Raw genomic sequence first — 15,649 nt, forward strand, 5'->3', positions numbered from 1 at the left:
GCTTTTTACGAGGTCAGAATTCAGCAGGCTCTAGCCTTTCATAAACCGTACCAGGCCAACTTCGATCAGCAGGAACGCTAAGGCCGCCAGCAAAAAGTATTTCCATAAGCTGCGCCCTAAGTTTTCCTGCTCCAGAACCTGCACAAAATCGCCGTCCTGAATACTATCGAAGACTTCGACGTTAGGCTGATTAGCAAAAGCCCGGCGCAACTCGTCAGCCGAATAAAAATCCATAACGGATTCTTTGTTGCCGTGGTTGAATGCCAATAAGCGCTCGGTTTTACCATCGAGTTGCAGTTCGTAATAGCCCGCTTCTACCGCCTGCCCCGCCGACAACTCGTTACTTTTAGGCATTTCAATCAACAGTTGGTTTCCTACCGTGCGCTGCACCGGAATAATTTCCAGCTTGTCGTGTTTCAACTTATAAACCGCCCGCTCCGACGGATTTGAAACGGGAATTGTGATCAAGTTATCCTCGAATGAATAAGCTGTCCGCTGTGCCCGAATGCTAAGAGCGGCCATCTTATACATAACCGGCACAAAAAGAGCGTGTTCGGCCAAATTACCATAAGTGCTTGCCAAGGGATTAGCCAGAATATACACACTTCCCTGACCTGTTCTCGAGCGCGTCAGCATCGGATTCCCATCCCGTAAGCTAAGCAACCGCTCACCAGCACTCCACCGCCAGACCGGGGCCGCGCTAGGCATATTCAATGGCTCCGACTGGTAACTTTGTTGGAAAACATCCCGAAAAAATGGGTTACTCCGGTCGGGGTCGGCAATAGGTAAGCTTGATGGATTCGCGCCGGCAGCACTCACCGTACTTTGCGCATTACCGACGCCGAGTGTGTTCAGAAACGGCTTGTACGAAGCCATATCGGGGTTTGTAGGCGGAATAATTGTCAAACTACCGCCTTGCTGAACAAACCGTTCTAACTCCGTGCGCAGCGCCCCGTTGACCTGGGTAACACCTTCCAGCACGACTAAATCTGTTTCTTTGAGCTGACCAACATCGAAGTTCTGTGCGTTAAAACTCCGGCGAACAAACAGGCTGTCATTCGAGTAAACCGCGTCCACATAATCCGTTGGGCGACCGGGAGCCCCCGACTTTTGTTCAAACAAGTGCAGCACCCGAACGGCGGGAGATGCTTCAATGACAAAGAAATACTGATTGTCGAAGGTTATCGGAAAATCCTCGAAGACAATCCGTCCCCGATGGTATCCTTTCTTGGTCACGTTGAAGTTTAGAGATACGGTAGCCGAACCGCCCGGTAGCAACGTTGCCGACGCCGTTGACGTCTGGGCATCGTCCAGATACAACCGCACAGGCAAGTTCTTGACGTTTTCACGACCTCCGTTATTTAGTTTTACGTTCAAGCTGTTGTTCTGTTGTTCACGAATGAAAGGCGTACTGAGCCAAACGGAGTCCACGTAAACATTCTTTGTAGCCTGTGCATCCAGTGGGACAATAAACACGCGATCTGTAGTATCGATTGTCAAGCGAGACAAATCGCCGACGGTGCTTTTCTGAAAATCGGAAAACCAAAACAGTTGATTACGCCCCCCTGGATTAAGACTAGCTAGCAGATTTCGTTGACGCCGGTAAACCGTTTCGAGCGTTCGGGGTGTATGGGCAAACCGCACGGACGTAACCCGGTCGCGCACAGACTCCGCAGAGCCCGTTTGCTGCTCCGCCGTCGAGAAATCGTTGGTGAGCAATTGTAACGATGTCGCATTACGAAACAGCGTCAGTAACTCGTCTAGCCTTCCGGTAGCAATGTCCAGATACCGCTTCGTATTCCGCTCGTTCTGCATACTGTATGAGTTGTCCAGATAAAGGCTCGTAACGCCCTGCCGCGATAAGCCCAGCTTGTTTTTACTTGGAATAAACGGCTGCGCAAACGCTAGTACCAGACAAATCAGGAATAAACAGCGAGCTACCAGAATAAGCCAGTGCTTTAACCGACGGAACGACTTTGTTTCGGTCTGAACGGTACGCAGCAGAGCAACATTGGTAAAGAACACCCGACGCGTTCGACGGAAGTTGAAAAGATGAATTGCAATGGGAACCGATACAGCCAGCAGGCCGAAAAGGAACGAAGGATATAGGAAATTCATTCAGGGTGTTTCAAGGAAATGAGTGCGCGAACGCGGGTCTTACTTAGTAACGACTCAAGCTATGAATTTGGTTTTTACAACCCAAGTTAATCAGGGATTATGACTTCATAAAATGCTGTTTTGGTCTGTAACACGTCTGTATACGTTATCGAGCTGATCGCATCGCCAATTGTTCTGAACGTATCCGTTGGTGTATGCCCGACGATCTGGTGAAACCCCTGTAGGTAGTCGACAATAGTTTCTGAACGATCAGCCCAGACAGGACCGCTGAAGACGTCATTACCTCCACGTTTTGGCCCGACCTCAAATAAAATCCGTTGCATCTCCCAGGGTTGTTTGTGGACAGCGTTAAGTAATCCCGCCAGGTCGTAACCAGGCTCAATTGACATTGCCTCCTGCCCAGCTTTCGCCAATAGTTGTGCCAACCATTTGTTTGTTACGCCAGCATGGCTAAATAAATAGGCACCAAGCTGATAAGACACCTGAAACAGATGGTTGTATTCTCGAAACATCGCGCTTAACTCTGGCTGTGCATTGCTGCGGAAGCCAGAACACCGGTAATGCGGGTAATGCAGGTATTGAGCGTCGTGGTTTCCGATGAGCAGTATAAACTTGTCAGGCGTTTGACTTTTAAGCTGGATGATCGCTTTTAAATTCTCATAGATGGTTGAATCGTCGAAAACACGACTATCCGTGTAATCACCTAAAAAAATAACTTGATCATGGTCGGCAATAGCGGCTTCCCGCCATATAGTTCGTCCGTGCAGATCACTTATCACTAACATTTTCATCGCTGCTCCCCGCTTATTTGTCTCTATCCAATCGCTTACTCCAATGTTTGTACCAATAGGAAGTACATCACTAAAACAGTTCTACCCATGCTTGCTATCATTTAACGTACCTTTCCAGTAACTAAATCATAACCACAAAAAAAGCCCCAGTCGAAAAAAACGACTGGGGCTACCTTGAGAACGTTGGTTGAGATGAATTACAACGTACGCTTCACTTCTTTTATTTCGAACGCTTCGATCGTGTCTCCCACTTCAATGTCATTGAAGTTTCGGACGCTCAAACCACATTCGTAGCCTGAACGCACTTCGTTAACGTCGTCTTTGAACCGTTTCAGCGCGCTGATTTCACCCGTATGAATCACGATAAAGTCGCGGATAACCCGGATTTTATTGTTCCGTTTGATGATACCGTCCGTCACATAACAACCGGCTACTGTACCGACTTTGCTGATCTTGAACACATCACGGACTTCGATATTACCAGTCACAACCTCTTCTGTGGTTGGTGCTAGCAGACCTTCCATAGCATCTTTGACTTCGTTGATCGCGTCGTAGATGATTGAGTACAGACGAATTTCAATCTGTTCCTGTTCTGCCAACCGTCGGGCATTAGCCGATGGCCGCACCTGGAAGCCGACGATAACCGCATCCGAAGCCGATGCCAGCAGAATATCTGACTCGGAAATCTGTCCAACCGCTTTGTGGATGATGTTCACCTGAACTTCTTCCGTAGACAGTTGCAACAAGGAATCCGACAAGGCTTCGACCGAACCGTCCACGTCACCTTTCACAATCACATTAAGCTCTTTGAACGAGCCAATCGCTTTCCGACGGCCAATCTCTTCGAGTGTAATGTGCTTACGGGTACGTAGCGTTTGTTCGCGCAGCAGCTGCTCCCGTTTGTTAGCAATTTCGCGGGCTTCGCGCTCCGTTTCCATCACGTTAAACTTGTCACCTGCCTGCGGAGCACCTGGCAACCCAAGAATCTGAACGGGTTGTGCTGGTCCTGCTTCTTTGATCCGCTCACCCCGGTCATTTGTCATAGCCCGAATGCGACCGTAGTGCGCACCGACAAGCATGACATCTCCCTGACGCAACGTACCATTTTCAACCAGTACTGTCGATACGTAGCCACGGCCTTTGTCGAGCGATGCTTCGATAACGGTACCAAGCGCCCGACGGTCCGGATTCGCTTTCAGTTCAAGTAATTCGGCTTCGAGCAGTACTTTTTCAAGCAGATCGTCAACGCCCATACCTGACTTAGACGAAATTTCCTGAGCCTGGTACTTACCACCCCATTCTTCAACGAGGAAGTTCATAGCCGATAGCTCCGTCCGTATTTTGTCAGCTTCGGCACCCGGCTTATCTACTTTCGAGAAAGCAAATACAATAGGTACACCGGCTACTTGTGCGTGGTTGATTGCTTCACGCGTCTGCGGCATCACGCTGTCGTCAGCCGCAATTACGATAATAACGACGTCGGTTACTTTCGCACCCCGTGCCCGCATGGCCGTAAAGGCTTCGTGACCCGGTGTATCAAGGAACGTGATCATCCGGTCGTCAGTCGCTTTCACGCTATAGGCACCGATGTGCTGCGTGATACCACCGGCTTCACCGGCGGCTACTTTTGCACGACGAATGTAATCAAGCAGCGACGTTTTACCGTGGTCAACGTGACCCATGATCGTAACGATTGGCGCACGAGGCTGAAGTTCATCCGGTTCGTCCGCTGTTACGTCAATACCCGCTTCCGTTTCATCTTCTGCCGATACAAACTGTACATCGTAACCGAATTCATCCGCAATAACCGTGATCGCTTCCGCATCTAACCGCTGGTTGATCGAGACAAACATACCCAGGTTCAAACAAACCGAGATAACTTCGTTGATCGACACGTTCATAAGCGAAGCCAGATCGTTTGCCGATACGAACTCCGTTACTTTCAGGATTTTTGCTTCCAGTTCCTCCTGTTCGCTGGCTAAACGATCACGTTCAGCCCGGTCGGCCCGGCGGTCACGTCGGCGGTCAGCTCCCCGGTTGGGCGAATTACCCTGCATCCGGGCGTTTGTCTGCTGAATCGACTTACGAACATCAGCTTGCGTAGGTGCTTCACGACGGTTTCCTCCGCTACGGCCACTGTTGTTGCCACCACCTGCCCGATCACGGTTTCCACCGCTACGACCATTGTTGTTATTACCACCACCTGTCCGGTTGTTGGTATTTTGGTTGTCTGACGAAGGCTGGCTCTGAGCGTTCCGATTTTGGTTACCCTGACCTTGCGGCTGGGCGTTATTGTTCGAATTCGCAGAACGGTTTGCCGGTGCCTGGTTACGATCACCCTGTGGTCGGTTGTTATCCCGTTGTCCACCTTGGTTGCGATCACCCTGCGGCCGGTTGTTATCCCGGTTTACAGGACTACGATCACCTTGCCCGTCACGAGGTCCACGGTCATTCCGGTTTTGATTACCTTGGCCTTGTGGCTGATTACCGCCTTGATTCGGCTGGTTGGTACCACCAACAGCTCCATCGCGACCACCGCGAATGCGTTTCCGTTTTTTCTTATCGGCGTTGCTATTGCCACCACCACCCTGACGCGGGTTGTTGACAGGCAATTCAATCTTGCCAAGAATTTTCAAACCACCAAGTTGATGGCTACCAGCCGCCCGAATTGTCTCGGTTTTAGCTGCTGGTTCCTCAGCGTCATTCGCGACTGGAGGAGTTGGCACAGGGGCAGCAGCTTTTGGCTGACTGCTTGCAGTAGTATCACGATTCTCCTGACGCGTCGGTTCCACCTTGGCAACTGGATTATTTACAGGTTCAGCTGGTTTAGGGGTCTCCACACGAGGAGCTTCCGTACGAGCTACTGGCTGCGCTGGTTCAGGCCGTGGCTGAACAGGAGCGACCGGAGCTGGCTCGATTTTAGGCTGCGCAACGGGTGCTGGTTGAGGAGTCTCCACTTTGGGAGCTACCGCAGGAGCAGGGGTTGCCACAGGTGGTGTAACGGTAGGCTTAACCTCAGCAGGTTGAACCGGCTTCGGTGTTTCTACAGGCGGCTGTGCAACTACCGGTTGTGGTGTTACTGGTTTGGCAACCTCCGCTTGAGCTGGCTCTACACGAGGTGTTTCTACTGGTTTCGCTACCTGCGGAGCCGGAGCTTTAGCCGCCGGAGCTGGTTTCGCGTTAAGATCAATTTTGCCGATCACTTTTAGCCCTGGCAAACCGGTTGCTGCGGTTTGCGGAGCTGGTTTTGACTCGGCTGACACTGGTTTAGGAGTGTCTACCCGAGGGACGTCTGTTTTAGGGGCGTCCGCCTTCGCGTCCGAAATAGGACGACCTGCGTCATCACGACGGTACAAAATAACCTCTTCCTCCCGACGACGCGGTGGCTCGGCGACCGCAACCGACGGTTCGGACCGGCGAGCTCCGTTCAGGAGTTCCGTTGATTTATACTCCTTCGCTAACACCTCCAACTGTTCCATGTTGATTTTGGTGTTAGGATTAATTTCCACCTTAAACCCTTTGGCAGACAGACTATTCGCAACAGAGGAAAGTCCTTTGTTGAGAATTTTTGCCACTTGGCTCAGGCGCATTGACTTATCTTCTGCCATACGTTCGGTCTATATTCGGCAAATTTAATGGTTGTTGATATGGTATGAACAACAGTTAGGGCAATAAAAATCCCTTTTCCTGATAATGAAGAATGAAAAGTTAAAAAGTGAGGACTAACTGCGTATTATTTCAGCCTTCATCTCTAACTCGGCAATCGTTTATCAGGCCTACTCAAATTCCTGCTTGAGGATATTTACAATCTCCTCGACAGTGTCCTCCTCCAGATCGGTACGACGCACCAGTTCTTCTTTGCTCAGGGCAAGTACACTCTTGGCGGTATCGAGACCAACTTTACGAAGTTCATCAATCATCCACTCGTCGATTTCGTCGGAGAACTCCATCAAGTCAACGTCTTCGTCGTCTTCATGGCCTTCGTTATCCCGGAAGACATCAATTTCCATGTCAACCAGTCGGCCCGCCAGTTTAATATTCTGGCCACCTTTACCGATTGCCAACGAAACCTGATCAGGCTTCAGGAAAACAGATACGCGCTTCGTATCGCGGTCGATTTGCATCGAACTGATCTTGGCGGGGCTCAACGCCCGGCTTATCAGCAGTTCGAGGTTTTCGGTATAGTTGATAACGTCGATATTTTCGTTACCTAGCTCGCGCACAATACCGTGTATACGCGATCCTTTCATCCCAACACAGGCACCTACGGGATCGATACGATCATCGTACGACTCAACAGCTACTTTAGCCCGTTCGCCCGGCTCCCGGACGATCTTACGAATCGAGATTAAGCCGTCATAAATTTCCGGAACTTCGACTTCAAATAACCGCTCCAGAAAAACGGGAGAAGTGCGCGACAGAATAATCTTGGGTGTACCGTTGAGCATGTCAACACGGCTTACAACCGCTTTTACGGGTTCGCCTTTGCGGTACCGGTCCTTCGAAATCTGCTCTGTCCGAGGTAAGCTCAGCTCGTTATTTTCCGAATCAACCAGGATGATTTCGTGCTTTAGGAGTTGATACACCTCAGCCGTAACCAGATCACCCACCTGATCCTTATATTTCTGATAAAGGAGTTCTTTCTCCATATCCTTTATCTTCTGAATCAGCGTTTGACGAGCGGTTTGTACGACCCGACGGCCAAAATCTTCCAGCTTCACTTCTTCGGCAACCTGTTCGCCAACCTCGAAGTCGTCCTGGATTTTGCGAGCCTCAGCGAGTGGAATTTTATCATAATCCCAAATATCCTCTGAGTCGTCGTCCACAATTTCCCGCGTTCTCCACATTTCCAGATCACCGCTTTCGGCGTTGATGATCACGTCAAAGTTCTCATCGGTACCGTATTTTTTGCGAATCATCGTCCGGAAGACATCTTCCAGAATGGCGATCATGGTGGGGCGGTCAATGTTTTTCGACCGGGCGAAATCGGCAAACGATTCGATTAATAATCCACTGGTCATGGTAGTGTTTCGTCTAGTTTCGTAAAGCGTTCATCAACGAGTGTTTGTACCTTCGTTAATGGCTAGCCCTTACGACTTCATTTGAATGATATTTCTACGACAGCCTTCTTGATCTGTTCAAACGGCACTGACACGGGGCCAGAAACGGGGGTTTCAACAGTCAGATTTGCTTCTTTCTTCTTTTTGCTCTTAGGTTTCTTTTCCGGCTCAATAATCAACACAATACCCGTGTCATCTGCTGATTCCAGTTTGCCCTTATAGGTTGTACCATTGGTCAGCAAAACGGCGAGGTTTCTGCCTATATTACGAATATACTGCCGTGGAAACGTTAATGGAAAATCGACACCCGGCGAAGAAACTTCGAGTGTAAATGGAGCTTCGCCGAAGAAATTTGACTCATCCATCTGTAAACCCAGCCGACGGCTGATGTCAGCGCATTCGTCAATGGTAATCCCAGCATCGCTGTCCAGCAGAATGGTAACCTTAATTCGACCACCCTGCCGGCCAACTACCTGAACATCAACAATGTAAACTTGTCCATTGTTCAGGTAAGGCTGTAATAGTTCGGTTATTTGTGCTTTATCGTCCATAAGGTAGGGCTAACAAAAAAGGGAGTTTGACTCCCTTTTTTCACTAACGCCATACGGTAATTATGGGGCAAATATACAGTATGTTTTGCGGTTTTGCAACTCCCTCGTCGGCGTCACATAGCGTGTTTGTCTGGCTAATGCCCTAATTTTAGCCCGAAAACGAATTTTGGGCTGCTCAACAACGCTATGTCGGTACGTTTCCAACTTGGTCGACTCGTTACATTTTTTTTTCGATCTTTATTCTGGTCACTCAATTTACTACTTGCTTTATATACCCTGTTAAGCTACTGGCTTTTACACTCGCTGCCTACAGAACACTGGACAGCCAGCATGGTCATGATTTCAATACCTGTAGCCTGGCTTCTCAACGGTATATGCATCATACTTTGGCTTACCTGGCGTCCCTGGCGGAGTTGGCTATCGGGTTTGGTACTTATTATCGGGGTGTTGTTATTTGGCCAGCGAACCTTTGTCTGGAATTCGCCGGGAGTGTTGACCAACAACTATATCCCGCTAAAAATATTTAGTTATAATGTCCAGTCGTTTGGACTGGATACTGAATGGGAGCGGATCGGCAGATCGCCTAGGGTACGACGAATAATTGATTACACCGTAAGGTATGATGCTCCGGTTAAGTGTTTTCAGGAGTTTTTTTCGTCAACAACAACACCCGACTACGACGCCGTTCGGAGATTACGCGAAGCTGGTTATAGCTATTCTGCTTTTCTGCATCCCGAGATGACCAACGTGCCCAACGGATCGGTTGGCGTAGCTATTTTTTCTATTTACCCAATCGTTCACTCGGGACGGGAAATATTCAGCAGAGGAAACGGCTTAGTTTGGGCCAATATAAAAGTGGGGAATGATACCGTACGCGTCATCAACGTTCACCTGCAATCAATGGGCATCCGGGTTGGGAAAGTGCTTCGTCAGGAAAAACTGACCGGTGTCAAACACGAAACGCACGGTGTTCTCAGTGCCCTCCGCTATGGTTTCATCGAGCGACGTAAACAGGTGCAACAGGTTGAACGACACATCCGGGAAAGCGAATTTCCGGTGATCGTCACGGGCGATCATAACGACACTCCCTACAGTGTCGTCTATGAGCGCATGCGTCGCATACTTCCGAATAGTTACGAAGATGCCGGTCGTGGTTTTGGCTTCAGTTATAATAAACTACCAGGCTTTATCCGCATCGACCACCAGTTCCACGACCCACAGATTTCTTTGCTAAACTTTGAGACGATTAACTACGTCAGCTATTCAGATCATTATCCAATTGCGGGTACGTATTTAATCAACAAAGCGAAGAAGTAATCCACCAGATGCTTCCGTGGGTTTAGGGGTGCGCGTTGACCCAGACTTCACCATCCGTAAAAACCTCTTTTTTCCAAATCGGCACGGTTTGTTTGATCGTGTCGATCATGAACCGACATGCGTCGAAAGCATCCGCACGGTGCGCAGTTGCGACCCCGATGAAGATAGCCGTTTCGCCAATGGCTAATACGCCTTTTCGATGAATGATTGTATAGCGCAGGATAGGCCAGCGACGATGCGCTTCATCCGCAATTTTCTGCATTTCGCTGATCGCCATACGATCATAAGCTTCGTATTCCAGCCGGTCGACCGGGCGTTCCTGTGTGTTGTCGCGGACAACGCCTAGAAATAAGTCAAGTGCTCCCGCCTGATCGGATTGCAGATACGTAAGAGCCGAAGCAACATCAATGGGATCGCTAGTTAGAGAAATCATGGTACAAGAAAAATTACCAGTAGAAGAAAAGTGGGCTACAGTAACCGGATTACAACTAACCTCCGCTAACGGGCGGAATCAGCGCAATCTCGTCTTTGCTGGTAAGCACCTGATCTACTTCCGCATACTCGCCATTGACAGCAACCAACAAGGACCGAATGCCAGACAATTTGGGGTATTCCTGATAGAGTTGATCAAGCAGGTCACTCACGCGGGCGCCTTCACTAACCGGCACAGACACAGCTGATTGACCGGTCAGGTCACGAGTAATACCAAACAGAAGTACCGAAACTGGGGTGTTCATCAAGTAAAATAAATTATATAGGATGGTAAGCAACGTTGTGGTGATAACGTTGCGAGGGCAAAATGAAGTTTCTCAGTTGGCCAATAAAAAACGGTACCATTACTTTATAGTAACGGTACCGTTTTACTCTTAAAAAACGACAAAGATTCGTTATTTCGAGTTATCCATTTTGCGTTCGGCTTTTTTCATTTTCCGATCCGCTTTGTTAAGTGCTTTGTTTGTACCGTCTTTTACGTCTTCGGCCGTATTTTTAGCGGCATTCGATACCTTCCGGCCAGCTTTTTTTGTCTCACGACCTGCTTTATCAGCCGCAGCATCAACTGTCTGACCTGCTTGACGAGCCGTTTCTTTTGCGTTTTGTTTTGTGTCCTGAGCTGAAGCAACGGTGATCGTGAACATCAGTGAAGCAGCCAGCAGCATTAATTTTTTCATAGTAGTTGAGTGTTTGTGAACTTACCTCTATAAAACTATCAATACCGTAAATTGTTCGAGAAACCGCTACTCTTTATGCTTGAAGACTTTCACCTGATACACGTACGCTTGCATCCGTTTGATCTGTAATTTACGGGGTAAGCGAGCAAGGGTATTTTTATGGTTCAGCCGTATGGGTAACCCTTTTAGGGAATCGCCCGGAATATTATTCAGCGCTTTGAGCAGGTAGTTTGTTTTGACAGCGAAGCTTACCCCTTCCGACGTTGTCTGCTTGCCACTGATTATGCCAATCACGTTCCCTTTTTCGTCTAACAGCGGTCCACCTGAGTTACCGGGATTGACGCCAATAGCGACCTGATAAGCCGTTGTATCGCCCCTGTATCCAGTACCGGAGCTAAGGTAGCCCTCGCCATAAACGATTTCTTCACGCGGATAGCCTAGGGTAAAGACGCGTTCACCCAGATCGCTCTGGCTGTTCTCGAAGCTATACGGTAACGACGGTAAAGCGCGAAACGCACTGTCGTCACAGAGTTGTAGAAAAGCCAGATCGTACGTCTGGTCGGCGTGAACAACCCGCGCTTTGTACACTTCACCGGCAGGACTCTGCACGTACACCGAATCAGCTCCCCGAACAATGTGATTGTTGGTAACCATATAACCATCGGCTGTCAGCATAAATCCAGAACCGGACACCTGGGCCGGATTGACAAACAACGCCCGGCCTCTGCCGTTAAGATCATTCATCAATTTGCGTTGAGATGATTTGACGGCCTGAATTTCTTTACTGAGCAAACTGTATTGCTGTTCCTGTTGCTGATGGCTCTGCCGATACGAATGATACAGAAAGATAGACCCGAACGTGGTAATAGCGGCTACGGTAGCGGCAACTGCCAGTGTCGTACGGTAGGTGCGCCACAACGAACGAACCTGACCCGATGGCTCTTGCTCCATGCTGTACGTACTTACCTCTTCCCGCACAGCATCCATATCCAGACTCGAATGAATGGCGGCTAGTTTCTGCCGAAGTCGGTTCCGTTCGCCATAAGCGTGTAAGGCTGCTTCGATATCTCTTTCCTCATTAGTTTCCATTGTTGTCATCGTTCGTTAAGTACACAGATACCAGGGTACGGAATACTCCTCAATTTTGTTTGTACTCTGAAAAAAACAATCGCTTCAGTCGCATCAGGCATTTGTATTTCTGCGTCTTTGCGTTGTCCGCGTTGGTGTAGCCAAACTTATCCGTTATTGCCTGCATGCTTAGATGCCGGATATAAAAATCTTCCAGCAGTGTGCGGCAGGGCTCACCAAGCTTTTCGAGCGAATCGGCCATTAAATCAAACTGTCGATCCCGCTCTTCATGCTCATTTAAATCACTGTCAATCTGCTGCCCCGCATCGTCATCGACGGCGGGCGTTTCTACGTCGCGAACCAAAAACCGATTGCGCTGCGTCAACTGCTTTAGCCAAAGACGACGGCCAACAGAGTACAGGTACGTTTTCAACTGACAATGCAGCTCTAATGAACCGCTTTGCACTTTCTCGTATAAAACAACGATGGCCTCCTGGTAAATATCTTTAGCATCGTCTTCGCTTCCGCTATTGCTTGTAACCAGATGCAGCACCATTGGAAAATACCGTCGGTACAGTTGGTTAAGCACATCATCGGAACCCGTAGCCAAGCCCGCCAGCAATTCATCGTCGGTTAATACGGGCCGCCTACTTTCCTTCATCGCCTTGGCTCATTACTTAATACAAAATCAATTTAAACGTAACCCAAAAAAAAGTTAAAAAAAGTTGGGTTACCTTTTTCCCTATCGAGTATTAACGTCGACATTGGTTTATTAATCACCCGTAAACAAAAACGCCCCAAAACTATGAAAGCAATTACGAAATCTGCCTTCTTTTTCATGGCTATGATCGCCCTTGCAACCTCTTGCAGCTCGAAAAAGACTGAAACTGAAACGACTTCGACCGATTCTACGTCAACCATGATGTCTGATTCATCGTCTACGATGGCTACAGATTCTTCGATGGCTGGTGATTCGGCTTCGACGATGTCATCTGATAGCGCGAAGTAATTTTTGCTAAGGCACAACTGCCGGTACTAAATACCGACAACGCTATAAACGTATGGAAGCCCCTCGATAGTCGAGGGGCTTCTTTTTTTATCTGAATACAAATAGAATAAAAAAGCGGTTCATTAAAAGCCTTTCACGGATTCATTAGCAAACGAATCCGTGAAAGGTGTATTTTATTGTGCAGCGTAGCGCATCTGAGTAGCCCTTTTCGACAATCGATCAGTCGGTCCCAGAAATAAGCAGCGGCAATAAATCTTAAATCTAACGATTTTAGGCTTAACGAATAAGTCCACTCAATGCGCGATATACTGCATTGAGTGGACTTGTATTTTTGGCATCGTCATTGACTTGCCCCTACCTATTACACGAAAACAATTTTACTGAGTTACCGGCTTCCATTCCGACTACCACTGTGACCGGAGTGGCCATGCCCTCCGCGTTCATAAGCAAGCTCTGCTGTGGTTTTATTTTCCGTCGAGTGATCGTCTTCCGGTCCCTGTTTGCTTTTATTCGAGCTTGTCATTTCTCGTTCAGCATTTGGGCGGTCTTTACCGGTGTCATGGGCTTCCTGATTACGGGTCCGCTTGTGATTTGCCTGCAAATCTTTCGAACCGGGCTGATCTGTGGTTTTGTTGTGAGCCATGATAGTAATCTTGTTGTTGAGTAGGATAATAACAAACCACTAATCCGATTGTTTTTACAGCAAAAATCCACACCGGTACCGGTGTGGATTTTTGTTAAAGTAACTAACTGTTTATGCTTAGTAGCCAGGATTCTGTTTCAGAATAGCTGCGCTACCATTTTGCAGGTCAAGCTGCGTTTGAGGAAGCGGCAGATACTCGTTCTTACCGGCTGTAAAGACCGCACCGCTATACGCATTCGACAGTTTCGTTTTCTCGTACGTCAGGAACGCCGTCAGCGTAGGCGCAGCAATACCCCAGCGTACCAGATCGAAGAACCGCTGTCCTTCTTGTGACAGCTCTAGCTTACGCTCGAACCGAACCGTGTTACGAGCTACATCCTGCGACGAGAAAGCCGAAGCCGGATATGGGCTGATTACGTAGTTAGCGGCTGGCTTACCATCCGACGTTGTTACGAAACCGGCAGGATTGGCCGCGCGATTCCGTACCAAGTTAACGTATTCCATTGCCTTCGATAGACTTCCTACTTCTACCTCCGCTTCAGCAGCCATCAGTAGAACATCCGAGTAACGCATTAGTACGATGTTCGTCGCCGACCAGCCTTTCGTCCAGTTCGATACGTCAGCCACTTTGCCTTGTTGAGCTAGGTAGAAAACGTATTTTTTCGTCGAGTACGGACCGCCAAAGCCTTGGTTACGAGTCCAGGCGCTGGTGAAATTACCATAATCCAGATAAGGAATACCGCGACGGCCAACCGTATGGTCAAGACGTGGATCGACGGTTTTGGTGTCAGGCGTGAAAGCATCAGCTGGCAGAAGCCCCATATCTGTTTTCAACTCGTTGGTAGCGTTATCGTACGCGCCGTTAGCCTGAGCCATATCGACCGGTAGACCATTTGCACCCGTACGGAACGAGTTAGCCGCATCGAAGCTTGGCTTAAAGAAGTCGCAGCAAGTAGCGCCGATACCCGCACTATACGGATAGTTCAGGTTCAAGTCGCCCGAGGCAGCATCCGAACTACCTGCGTTTGCTACGTTCTGAGTAGAGAATACGGCTTCTTCGCTGTTTTCGTTAGCAGAGTTAAATACCTGAGCAAACTGCGATACCAGACCATATTTTTTGCCATTAGTAGTTTTACCATTAGCAATAATCAGATCATACAGCTTTTTGGCTTCTGCGTATTTCTTCTCGTACATATACGTTCTAGCCAGGTAAGTGGCCGCAGCCCACTTGTTAGCGCGTCCTGCCTGAGAATTGGTTTCAGCCAAGTTATCGTACGCATACTGAAAATCTGCCTCAATTTTTGGCCAGATATCCACGTCGTTTTTCACGGTCGCAATACCCGTACCGTAATCTACCGTCTCATCGATGTACGGAACCATGTTGAAGGTCCGCTTGAGGTCAAAGTAATAAAGGCCTCTCAAGAAACGTGCTTCGCCAGAAACCTGCTGTTTAACCGCAGCGGTTACCGTAGCATCCGCAGATGGCAAGGTACGTAGTACCGAATTAGCCCGGCTAACCCCTTCATACAGGGCGTTCCAGCGCGAGTTTACTTCAGCGCTAGCTGAGTTGATCAGGTACGTTTCAAACGGCGTGATTGCGTTGAAATCAGATGGATCCGACCCTTTGTTTGCATCCCCCCCCATGATACTACCGTACACCCAGTTCGTAGGACTGGCTGTTTGCGAGAAGCCCCGTCCATTCAGCTGTGCATAGGAGCTGATGAGCAAACCTTGCAGCCCCGCCGTATTCGTTAAGTTCGTACCTGTTAACTGCCCTGTCGGCGCTACGTCCAGGAACGTATCCTTACAAGCTACTGATATTACAGTCAAAAGTAGTGTAACCCCCACTCCTTTTGTGATTATCTTTTTCATATTATAATAGTTCTAAGAACAGAATTGTACTATGCTTTAAAAAGCTGTTCA

Annotated in this window: 14 protein-coding genes; 2 read left to right on the forward strand and 12 right to left on the reverse strand. The window is 48.6% G+C overall.

Annotated features, from left to right (window positions below; all coding sequences use genetic code 11):
* Nucleotides 1-30 precede the first annotated feature (30 nt).
* The 5 genes from M0L20_RS03015 to rimP all read right to left on the reverse strand — a co-directional run bounded on the left by M0L20_RS03015 (nucleotide 31) and on the right by rimP (nucleotide 8,520).
* Nucleotides 31-2,118 carry a BatA domain-containing protein gene (locus M0L20_RS03015; protein ID WP_248475615.1) on the reverse strand — a complete coding sequence of 696 codons (2,088 nt, stop codon included), beginning with the start codon at nucleotides 2,116-2,118 and terminating at the stop codon, nucleotides 31-33.
* Between the two features lie 86 nt (nucleotides 2,119-2,204).
* Complete coding sequence (locus M0L20_RS03020) at nucleotides 2,205-2,909, reverse strand: metallophosphoesterase (RefSeq protein WP_248475617.1); 705 nt, start codon at nucleotides 2,907-2,909, stop codon at nucleotides 2,205-2,207.
* A gap of 197 nt (nucleotides 2,910-3,106) precedes the next feature.
* Entirely contained in the window at nucleotides 3,107-6,517 is a 3,411-nt protein-coding gene (infB, locus tag M0L20_RS03025; protein WP_248475619.1) for a translation initiation factor IF-2, read from the reverse strand.
* Between the two features lie 168 nt (nucleotides 6,518-6,685).
* Nucleotides 6,686-7,930, reverse strand: coding sequence for a transcription termination factor NusA (gene nusA / locus M0L20_RS03030; RefSeq protein WP_232559380.1), 1,245 nt, complete (start codon nucleotides 7,928-7,930; stop codon nucleotides 6,686-6,688).
* A 77-nt stretch (nucleotides 7,931-8,007) separates the two neighbouring features.
* On the reverse strand, nucleotides 8,008-8,520 hold the full coding sequence (gene rimP / locus M0L20_RS03035) for a ribosome maturation factor RimP (protein WP_248475621.1): 513 nt from the start codon (nucleotides 8,518-8,520) through the stop codon (nucleotides 8,008-8,010).
* A 186-nt stretch (nucleotides 8,521-8,706) separates the two neighbouring features.
* Between rimP and M0L20_RS03040 the strand changes: the two genes are divergently transcribed.
* Entirely contained in the window at nucleotides 8,707-9,837 is a 1,131-nt protein-coding gene (locus M0L20_RS03040; RefSeq protein WP_248475622.1) for an endonuclease/exonuclease/phosphatase family protein, read from the forward strand.
* A 22-nt stretch (nucleotides 9,838-9,859) separates the two neighbouring features.
* Here M0L20_RS03040 and M0L20_RS03045 read toward each other — a convergent pair whose 3' ends face one another.
* From M0L20_RS03045 to M0L20_RS03065, 5 genes are all read right to left on the reverse strand, one after another.
* Nucleotides 9,860-10,270, reverse strand: a complete 411-nt coding sequence (locus M0L20_RS03045) for a molybdenum cofactor biosynthesis protein MoaE (RefSeq protein ID WP_232559383.1) — start codon at nucleotides 10,268-10,270, stop codon at nucleotides 9,860-9,862.
* Nucleotides 10,271-10,325: 55 nt separating this feature from the next.
* Complete coding sequence (locus tag M0L20_RS03050) at nucleotides 10,326-10,574, reverse strand: MoaD/ThiS family protein (protein ID WP_248475623.1); 249 nt, start codon at nucleotides 10,572-10,574, stop codon at nucleotides 10,326-10,328.
* Between the two features lie 150 nt (nucleotides 10,575-10,724).
* Nucleotides 10,725-11,006: a hypothetical protein gene (locus M0L20_RS03055; RefSeq protein ID WP_232559385.1), complete on the reverse strand. Its 282-nt coding sequence runs from the start codon at nucleotides 11,004-11,006 to the stop codon at nucleotides 10,725-10,727.
* A 66-nt stretch (nucleotides 11,007-11,072) separates the two neighbouring features.
* Nucleotides 11,073-12,095 (reverse strand): S1C family serine protease, encoded by a 1,023-nt coding sequence (locus M0L20_RS03060; protein ID WP_232559386.1) that lies wholly within the window; start codon nucleotides 12,093-12,095, stop codon nucleotides 11,073-11,075.
* A gap of 49 nt (nucleotides 12,096-12,144) precedes the next feature.
* Nucleotides 12,145-12,735 (reverse strand): RNA polymerase sigma factor, encoded by a 591-nt coding sequence (locus M0L20_RS03065; RefSeq protein ID WP_232559387.1) that lies wholly within the window; start codon nucleotides 12,733-12,735, stop codon nucleotides 12,145-12,147.
* Between the two features lie 144 nt (nucleotides 12,736-12,879).
* On the opposite strand from M0L20_RS03065, the gene M0L20_RS03070 reads away from it, so the two are divergent.
* On the forward strand, nucleotides 12,880-13,083 hold the full coding sequence (locus tag M0L20_RS03070) for a hypothetical protein (RefSeq protein WP_232559388.1): 204 nt from the start codon (nucleotides 12,880-12,882) through the stop codon (nucleotides 13,081-13,083).
* A 385-nt stretch (nucleotides 13,084-13,468) separates the two neighbouring features.
* Here the strand turns inward: M0L20_RS03070 and M0L20_RS03075 are convergent, their stop codons facing one another.
* Nucleotides 13,469-13,726, reverse strand: coding sequence for a hypothetical protein (locus tag M0L20_RS03075; protein WP_232559389.1), 258 nt, complete (start codon nucleotides 13,724-13,726; stop codon nucleotides 13,469-13,471).
* Between the two features lie 117 nt (nucleotides 13,727-13,843).
* On the reverse strand, nucleotides 13,844-15,598 hold the full coding sequence (locus M0L20_RS03080) for a RagB/SusD family nutrient uptake outer membrane protein (RefSeq protein ID WP_248475625.1): 1,755 nt from the start codon (nucleotides 15,596-15,598) through the stop codon (nucleotides 13,844-13,846).
* Nucleotides 15,599-15,649 lie beyond the last annotated feature (51 nt).

The organism is Spirosoma liriopis, from assembly GCF_023196085.1.
Classification (GTDB): Bacteria; Bacteroidota; Bacteroidia; order Cytophagales; family Spirosomataceae; genus Spirosoma; species Spirosoma oryzicola.